Here is a 236-nt window from a genome sequence, read left to right on the forward strand (position 1 = left end):
GCTTCCAGCCCATGCAGCTTCGAGGAGATCGCGTCGACGTTGGAGATATAGGCCGGGATAGCGGTGCCCGCATCTTCGGCAATCATCACATGCATTTCGCCATAGATCGCCTTGCGTTTGGCCTGTTCAAGCGATCCGTGCGCCTTAATGAGCATGCTATCGAACTTGGCGGACTTGTACTGGCTCTCGTTCCACGGAGCATCGGAGGAATAGAGCAGGGAGAACAGGATATCCGG

The 236-nt window shown here is 55.9% G+C and carries 1 protein-coding gene; it reads right to left on the minus strand.

Annotated features, from left to right (window positions below; genetic code table 11):
- The coding region (locus ACR9ZK_RS23510; protein ID WP_481344323.1) for a hypothetical protein at positions 1-236 on the minus strand (236 nt) is incomplete at both ends.

This window comes from Monashia sp. HAY1-5C, from assembly GCF_056755255.1.